Origin of the sequence: Streptomyces sp. TRM68367 (assembly GCF_014495685.1) — a bacterium.
Lineage (GTDB): Bacteria > Actinomycetota > Actinomycetes > Streptomycetales > Streptomycetaceae > Streptomyces.
Genome location: NZ_JACTVI010000037.1, coordinates 70210 through 77863, shown reverse-complemented (window position 1 = coordinate 77863; position 7654 = coordinate 70210). Strand labels below are relative to the sequence as shown.

Here is a 7654-nt window from a genome sequence, read left to right as displayed (position 1 = left end):
CTCGCATCACTGGCCATGCACCCACCGGGACCGAGAGGTCACAACCCTACTCGTGAGGGCTGCAGAAGGGATGGTCCTCTAATGAGCATCACCCAGCCCATCCCCGGGCAGACCACCGCCGAGCAGCCGCCGACCGGCGAGAACCTGCTCGAAGTTCGCGGTCTGCACAAGCACTTCCCCATCCGGCAGGGCATCGTCTTCCAACGGCAGATCGGGGCCGTGCACGCCGTCGACGGCATCGACTTCTCGGTCGGGGCCGGTCAGTCGCTGGGCCTGGTCGGCGAGTCCGGCTGCGGCAAGTCGACGACCGGCCGCCTGATCACCCGGCTGCTGGAACCCACGGCCGGCACCATCGTGTTCGACGGCGAGGACATCAGCCACAAGGCGGCGGCGAAGATGCGGGACGCGCGCCGGAGCCTCCAGATGATCTTCCAGGACCCGTACTCCTCGCTGAATCCCCGGCACACGGTCGGCACCATCGTCGAGACCCCGATGCGGCTCAACGGCATCAACCGCCCGCCCCAGGGCCACAAGAAGCGCGCCCAGGAACTGCTTGAGACGGTGGGCCTCAACCCGGAGCACTACAACCGCTACCCGAACGAGTTCTCCGGCGGCCAGCGCCAGCGCATCGGCATCGCCCGTGCCCTCGCTCTGCGGCCGAAGCTCATCGTGGCCGACGAACCGGTCTCCGCGCTGGACGTCTCCATCCAGGCGCAAGTGGTCAACCTGCTGCAGGACCTCCAGCGGGAGTTCGGCATCGCGTTCGTGTTCATCGCGCACGACCTGGCCGTCGTGCGCCACTTCTCCGAGCGTGTCGCGGTGATGTACCTCGGGAAGATCGTCGAGGTGGCCGACCGGGAGACGCTCTACACCCGGCCCCGGCACCCCTACACGCACGCACTGCTGTCCGCCGTCCCCGAGGCCGACCCGGACGCCACGGAGCGGCGCGAGCGCATCCGCCTCGCCGGGGACGTACCCTCCCCGATCGACCCGCCCTCCGGCTGCCGCTTCCGCACCCGCTGCTGGAAGGCCCAGGACCAGTGTGCGGCGCAGGAGCCGCCGCTGGTGCGCATCGAGGGGAACGCGGAGGGCCATCTGACCGCCTGCCACTTCCCGGAGGAGCCGACGGTCGAGGCACGGGAGGAGGACATCGTCCTGGATCCGGCGCTCGCCCCACACGGGGAGACCACCTGACAGCGGTCACTCACGGTGTCCCGTACCGGGCCATCGCGCGCCGCTCCTGTCGCCTGTGAACAGCACCCGTGGTACGGGAGGTGGAGGGCGATGCTGCCGTACGTGTGCCTGGGACGTGGATGACGTGCGCTCCGCCGCCGGCGTCGAGGACGTCGCCGGACAACTCCGCCGACGTAACTCATCTGCGTCTCGGTTGGGATGCGACCCCAGGACTGACTGATTTCTTTCGCGATTTACGAGAGTTTTGCTATTTCGAAGTCGCAATTGCGATTTTACCTGACGAGGGAGATTCCGAGAACAAAGTCAGGGTGAATCTTCTCCGTCCTGATATGAACATAAGTCCGGATGTGGAGGGTGAGCGTTCTACTGTCGGTTCGCAGCCAGTGCTTCGCGGTTCGCCGGCCACCTCCATCAGGCCGGATCCACCGCCCGTCGAAGGAGAGACATGCGCGCCCACTCATCTGCCCTAGCGCGGGGCATCACGCTCGCCGCCGGGCTGACGTTGGTCCTCACCGCCTGCAGCAGCGGCGGCGGGGGCAACGGCGGCTCCGGTACGAGCACCTCGGCGGGCCTCGCGTCCTGCACCACCCAGGGCAAGGCCGACACCTGCAACTCGGGCGCCAGGAAGTCCGGCGGCACGTTCACCTACACGCTGGAGAAGAACATCCAGCAGTGGAACATCCAGGATGCCAACGGCAACACCTTCGAGAACGCCGAGGCCCTCGGCGTCGTTCTGCCCCAGGTGTTCGTCCCCCAGCCCGACCTGGGCGTGGCCCTCAACACCGACCTGGTCACCTCGGCGACGCAGACCAAGGCCAGCCCGCAGACCCTCGTCTACAAGATCAACCCGAAGGCGTCGTGGAACGATGGCACCCCCATCACCGCTGACGACTTCATCTACTACTGGCGCACCAACGACGGCAAGGACTGCCCGCCGCCGCCCGCGAGTGACAGCACGCAGACCAAGGGCTGCCTGCCGCAGAGCACAGCCGGCTACGACCGGATCAAGTCGGTCACCGGCTCCGACGGCGGCAAGACGGTCACCGTCGTGATGTCCAAGCCGTACTCCGACTGGAAGTCGCTGTTCGGCGGGGGATATCCGCTGTATCCGGCGCACGTCGCCGAGAAGCTTTCCGGCGCCAAGACCGGCGATGCCGCCCATATGACGGCCGCCCAGATGACCAAGGGCTGGCAGTACTTCCAGAAGACCCCGCCCACCAAGTACGCGACGGCGGGCCCGTACAAGATGCAGCAGTGGGTGGACAACGACCACGCCACCTTCGTCCCCGACCCCAAGTGGTGGGGCGCGCACAAGCCGACCCTGAAGCGGCTGATCTTCAAGGTGATCACGGACGCCACGCAGGAGCCGATCGCCCTGCAGAACAACGAGGTCCAGGGCATCTACCCGCAGCCCGAGGTGGACCTGGTCAAGCAGGTCAAGAACATCCCGAACGTCACCTACACCATCGGCAACGGCCTCGACTGGGAGCACTTCGACCTCAACCTGCACAACCCGGTGCTCGGCAAGTACAAGCCGCTGCGCCAGGCGATGTTCACCGCCATCAGCATCAAGGACATCGTGGCCAAGACGGTCGGCCAGTTCGACCCGAAGGTGAAGCAGCTCGGCAGCCACAACTACGTGCCCGGGCAGGCCGGTTACCAGGACAACGTCGCCGGGACCGGACAGGGATCGGGTGACCTGGCCAAGGCCAAGAAGTACCTGACCGACGCCAAGTTCACCGGCGTGGGCAAGGCCCTGAAGACCCCGGACGGCAAGGCCGTCGGACCCTTCAACTGCCGCTACACGACCGGCAACCAGATCCGCCAGAGCGAATGCCAGATCCTGCAGAGCGACCTGGCGAACCTCGGCATCAAGGTCACCATCAAGCCGATCGGCGCCGCCGACCTCGGCACCGTCCTGACACAGCACAAGTACGACATCATCGTCTTCGCCTGGGTCGCCTCGCCCTTCCCGACCAGCAACGCCCAGCAGATCTGGTCCACCGGGGGCGGCGGCAACTACGGCGGCTACAGCAACAAGAAGGTCGACTCCCTGATCAACCAGGCCGTCGGTGAGACGGACCAGGCGAAGGCGGCCGCCCTGCTCAACCAGGCCGACAAGATCATGACGGACGACGCCTACGTCCTCCCGCTGTACCAGAAGCCGACCTTCCTGGCCGTGCAGTCGCGGTTCGTGAACGTGCGGGACAACGCCACGAACGTGGGCCCGCCCTACAACACCGCCGAGTGGGGCCTGAAGAAGTAGCCCCGGCAGCTGTCCCGAGTGCCCGGCCCCGCGACCACGGTGCCGGGCCCCCGGCCCACGGACTGCACCCCTACCCGTCGGCCCCGAGAGAAGACCGCATGCTCGCCTACACTGTGCGCCGCATCCTCGGCTCCATCCCCGTTCTCATCGCCTCCACGTTCATCGTGTTCCTGGTCGTCGTCAACGCAGGCGACCCGGTGGCCAACTTCGCCACCTCGCGGCAGCCCGCCCCCAGCAAGGCCGCTGTCCACGCTTTCGCCCGGCACATCCATGCCAACCAGCCGGTGCTGGAGCGCTACTGGAACTGGATCACCGGAGTGCTGCACGGCAACTTCGGCCCGTCCGTGCAGGCGAACCTGAACATCGGCCACGACCTGTTCACCCGCTTCCGCGTGACCGTCACCCTGATCGCCGCGGCCATGGTCCTCGCCCTGCTCCTGTCCGTGCTGTTCGGAGCGTTCAGCGCGATCCGCCAGTACTCCGCCTCCGACTACACGATCACCTTCGTCGGCTTCCTGTTCCTCGCCATGCCGGTGTTCTGGTTCGCCGTCCTGCTCAAGCAGGCGGGGATATGGTTCAACGAGGCCACCGGCAGCCAGTTCCTCGGCACCATCGGCGAGAAGTCGCCGTACCTGAACGTCGACACCCCGTGGAACGAGTTCGTCGACCACGTCGGCCACCTCGTGCTGCCCACCATCACCCTCGCCCTGGTCTCCTTCGCCTCCTGGACCCGCTACACCCGCGCCTCCATGCTGGAGGTGCTGAACAGCGACTACGTCCGACTGGCCCGCGCCAAGGGGCTCCGACGGGGCAAGGTCATCACACGGCACGCCCTGCGGACCGCCCTCATCCCGCTCACCACCGTCACCGCGCTCGACATCGCGGCCATCCTGGGCGGCGCGGTGGTCACCGAGACGATCTTCCAGTGGCACGGCATGGGCGAGATGCTCGTCCAGTCCGCCTCGACCATCGACGTCTACCGGCTCATGGCGTGGCTGCTGCTGTCCGCGGTCGTCGTCATCGTGTTCAACCTGCTCGCAGATCTCCTCTACGCCGTCCTCGACCCGAGGATCCGATATGACTGACATCAAGGCACCCGGGTCGACGACCACCCGAGCCCCGCGCGCCGACCAGGAGTTCACGGTCCGGCGGCGCAGCCAGACCCAGCTCGTCCTGCGCCGTTTCCTGCGCCACCGGGCGGCCGTGATCAGCCTGATCCTCTTCCTGCTGATCACGCTGTGGGCCTTCCTCGGCCCCTACTTCTGGCACTACTCGTACAGCAAGTTCACCCCGGACAACTCCCAACCGCCGTCCCTGAAGCATCCCTTCGGCACGGACTCCTCCGGGTACGACGCCTACGCCCAGGTCATGCGCGGCACCCAGACCTCGCTGAAGATCGCCATCATGATCGCGCTCGGCTCCACCGTGGTCGGCGCGGTCTGGGGAGCCATAGCCGGCTACTACCGGGGCATCGTCGACGCGGTCATGATGCGGATCGCCGACCTCGTGCTGACGCTGCCGCTGCTGGCCATCGCCCTGGTCATCTCGTCCCGCAGCGGCGGCTCCTGGTACGCGATCGCCATCGTCATCGCGGGACTGACCTGGGCGTACGTGGCCCGGGTCGTACGCTCCAGCGTGCTGTCGCTGCGTGAGAAGGAGTTCGTGGAGGCCGCGCGGGCGCTGGGCTCCTCGGACGCGCGGATCATCTTCCGGCACCTGCTGCCGAACGCGCTCGGCCCGATCATCGTCAACGCAACGGTCCTGGTGGCCACCGGCATCCTCACCGAGACGGCCCTGTCCTTCCTCGGCTTCGGCGTCCAGCCGCCCGACACCTCCCTCGGCCTGCTGGTCGCCCAGGCCCAGACGGCCGTCGACACCCGGCCGTGGCTCTTCTACATCCCCGGTGTCTTCATCATCGCCATCGCCCTGACCGTCAACTTCATCGGCGACGGCCTGCGCGACGCGTTCGACCCCCGGCAGCAAAGGGTGCGACAGTGACGGACAGCGACAAGGACACGGTTCTCGAAGTCGACGGCCTCACCGTGGAGTTCCCCACGGAGGACGGGCTCGTACGGGCCGTCCGAGGCGTCGGCTACCGCCTGCGGCGAGGCGAGGCACTGGGCATCGTCGGCGAGTCCGGCTCCGGCAAGTCCGTCACCGCCCTCGCCGTGATGGGGCTGCTGCCCGCCACCGCGCGGGTGAGCGGCTCGGTGCGGTTCGCGGGGACGGAGCTGCTCGGCCTGTCCGACGCACGGCTGTCGGAGGTACGCGGCAAGGGGATCGCGATGGTCTTCCAGGATCCGATGACCTCCCTCAACCCGGTCTACCCCGTCGGCCACCAGATCACCGAGACCCTGCTCCGGCACAACCCGGACCTGAAGGCCCGGGCCGCCCGCGAGCGGGCGATCGACCTGCTCGGCAGGGTCGGCATCCCGAGCCCCGAGCGGCGTGTCGACGTCTACCCGCACGAGATGTCCGGCGGCATGCGCCAGCGCGTCGTGATCGCCATCGCCATGGCCAACGACCCGGACGTGATCATCGCCGACGAGCCGACCACCGCGCTCGACGTGACCGTGCAGGCGCAGATCCTCGACGCGCTGCAGACCGCCCGCGCCGAGACGGGAGCGGCCCTGGTTCTCATCACCCACGACCTCGGCGTGGTCGCCGGGCACACGGACCGCGTGGCTGTCATGTACGCGGGACGGATGGTGGAGTCCGGCTCCGTGGAGGAGATCTTCTACACCCCGCGCATGCCCTACACCCTCGGCCTGCTCGGCTCCCAGCCCCGTCTCGACCGCGAGGAGGAGCGCCTCACCCCCATCACCGGCTCGCCGCCCTCGTTGCTGAACCTGCCCCCGGGCTGTCCCTTCGCACCCCGCTGTCCCCTGCGCCGGGACGACTGCGACGGCGCGGAGCCGCCGTTGAGCCCGGTGGGAGACGCCGGCCACCTCAGCGCCTGCCACTTCGCCGACGAACTGGCCGGCACCGGAGCGGTCTTCGACGTGGCCGGCGCGGACTCCGCGGCCTTGGCCCGCTTCGCCGACGCGGCATCCGTCACCACCCCTGAGGAGGACACCGCATGAGCGCGCCCGCACAGGTCGCCGCACCTCTCACACCACTGCCCGGCCACGGCGGTTCCGGCGAGCCGGTCCTCCAGGCCCGCGACCTCGTCAAGCACTTCCCGGTCATGTCCCGCGGCGTCGTACGCCGCCGGGTGGGCGACGTGCACGCCGTGTGCGGGGTTTCCTTCGACCTCTACGAGAACGAGACCCTGGGCCTGGTGGGGGAGTCCGGCTCCGGCAAGACGACGATCTCCCGCACCGTCCTTGGCCTGGAGTCCGCCACCTCGGGCCAGGTCCGCTACCGGGGCCGGGAGCTCACCGAGCTGAGCCGGCGCCGGATGCGGCCGCTGCGGCGCGAGCTGCAGATCGTCTTCCAGGACCCGTACGCCTCCCTCGATCCGCGCATCTCAGTGCACGAGATCGTCGCCGAACCCCTGCGCATCCATGGCAGGTACGAGTCAGGGGCTGCCGACGAGGTGCGTGAGCTGCTGCGGCTCGTCGGCCTCAACCCCGAGCATGGCAACCGCTACGCGCACGAGTTCTCCGGCGGCCAGCGACAGCGCATCGGCATCGCCCGGGCGTTGGCCCTGCGTCCCAAGGTCGTCGTGCTGGACGAACCGGTCTCGGCACTGGACGTGTCGATCCAGGCCGGCGTCCTCAACCTGCTGATGGACCTGCAGAGCGAACTCGGCCTGTCCTACCTGTTCGTGGCGCACGACCTGTCGGTGATGCGGCACGTGGCCGACCGGGTGGCCGTGATGTACCTGGGCCGCCTGGTCGAGATCGCCCCCGCCCACCAGCTGTTCTCCCGCCCGGCCCACCCGTACACCCAGGCCCTGGTCTCTGCGATCCCGCTGCCCGACCCCCGCAAGGAACGCGCCCGGAAGCGGATCACCGTCCAGGGCGAGGTCCCGAGCCCGGTCCGCCCGCCGAGCGGCTGCCGCTTCCGCACCCGCTGCCCCAAGTTCGCCGACCAGCTGACCGAGAGCGAACGCACCGCCTGCATCGAGGAGGTGCCCGCACTGGTCGACCGGGGCGGCGGCAACCCGGTCGCCTGCCACTACGCGGAGAGCGTGCAGCTGTTGTAGAGAGGCTGCCGTCCACCGGCGACGGCGTCTCCCGTGAACAGCCA

At 68.4% G+C, this 7654-nt stretch carries 6 protein-coding genes; all 6 read left to right on the top strand.

The window, feature by feature from the left end; all coding sequences use genetic code 11:
• Positions 1–81 precede the first annotated feature (81 nt).
• A complete protein-coding gene (locus H8R17_RS23375; protein ID WP_187825165.1) occupies positions 82–1194 on the top strand; it encodes an ABC transporter ATP-binding protein in 1113 nt (370 codons plus the stop codon).
• Between the two features lie 445 nt (positions 1195–1639).
• Positions 1640–3460: an ABC transporter family substrate-binding protein gene (locus H8R17_RS23370; RefSeq protein ID WP_187825164.1), complete on the top strand. Its 1821-nt coding sequence runs from the start codon at positions 1640–1642 to the stop codon at positions 3458–3460.
• A 98-nt stretch (positions 3461–3558) separates the two neighbouring features.
• Positions 3559–4545, top strand: coding sequence for an ABC transporter permease (locus tag H8R17_RS23365; protein WP_187825163.1), 987 nt, complete (start codon positions 3559–3561; stop codon positions 4543–4545).
• A complete protein-coding gene (locus tag H8R17_RS23360) occupies positions 4538–5458 on the top strand; it encodes an ABC transporter permease (protein ID WP_187825162.1) in 921 nt (306 codons plus the stop codon). The genes H8R17_RS23365 and H8R17_RS23360 overlap by 8 nt, the downstream gene beginning before the upstream one ends.
• On the top strand, positions 5455–6543 hold the full coding sequence (locus H8R17_RS48785) for an ABC transporter ATP-binding protein (RefSeq protein WP_187825161.1): 1089 nt from the start codon (positions 5455–5457) through the stop codon (positions 6541–6543). The genes H8R17_RS23360 and H8R17_RS48785 overlap by 4 nt, the downstream gene beginning before the upstream one ends.
• A complete protein-coding gene (locus H8R17_RS23350) occupies positions 6540–7610 on the top strand; it encodes an ABC transporter ATP-binding protein (protein WP_187825160.1) in 1071 nt (356 codons plus the stop codon). Before H8R17_RS48785 ends, H8R17_RS23350 begins: the two co-directional genes overlap by 4 nt.
• Positions 7611–7654 lie beyond the last annotated feature (44 nt).

What these genes read in the sequence shown, in the direction of transcription:
- H8R17_RS23375 (WP_187825165.1), top strand. Translation starts at nt 82, where the DNA reads ATGAGCATCACCCAGCCCATCCCCGGGCAGACCACCGCCGAGCAGCCG.
- H8R17_RS23370 (WP_187825164.1), top strand. Translation starts at nt 1,640, where the DNA reads ATGCGCGCCCACTCATCTGCCCTAGCGCGGGGCATCACGCTCGCCGCC.
- H8R17_RS23365 (WP_187825163.1), top strand. Translation starts at nt 3,559, where the DNA reads ATGCTCGCCTACACTGTGCGCCGCATCCTCGGCTCCATCCCCGTTCTC.
- H8R17_RS23360 (WP_187825162.1), top strand. Translation starts at nt 4,538, where the DNA reads ATGACTGACATCAAGGCACCCGGGTCGACGACCACCCGAGCCCCGCGC.
- H8R17_RS23350 (WP_187825160.1), top strand. Translation starts at nt 6,540, where the DNA reads ATGAGCGCGCCCGCACAGGTCGCCGCACCTCTCACACCACTGCCCGGC.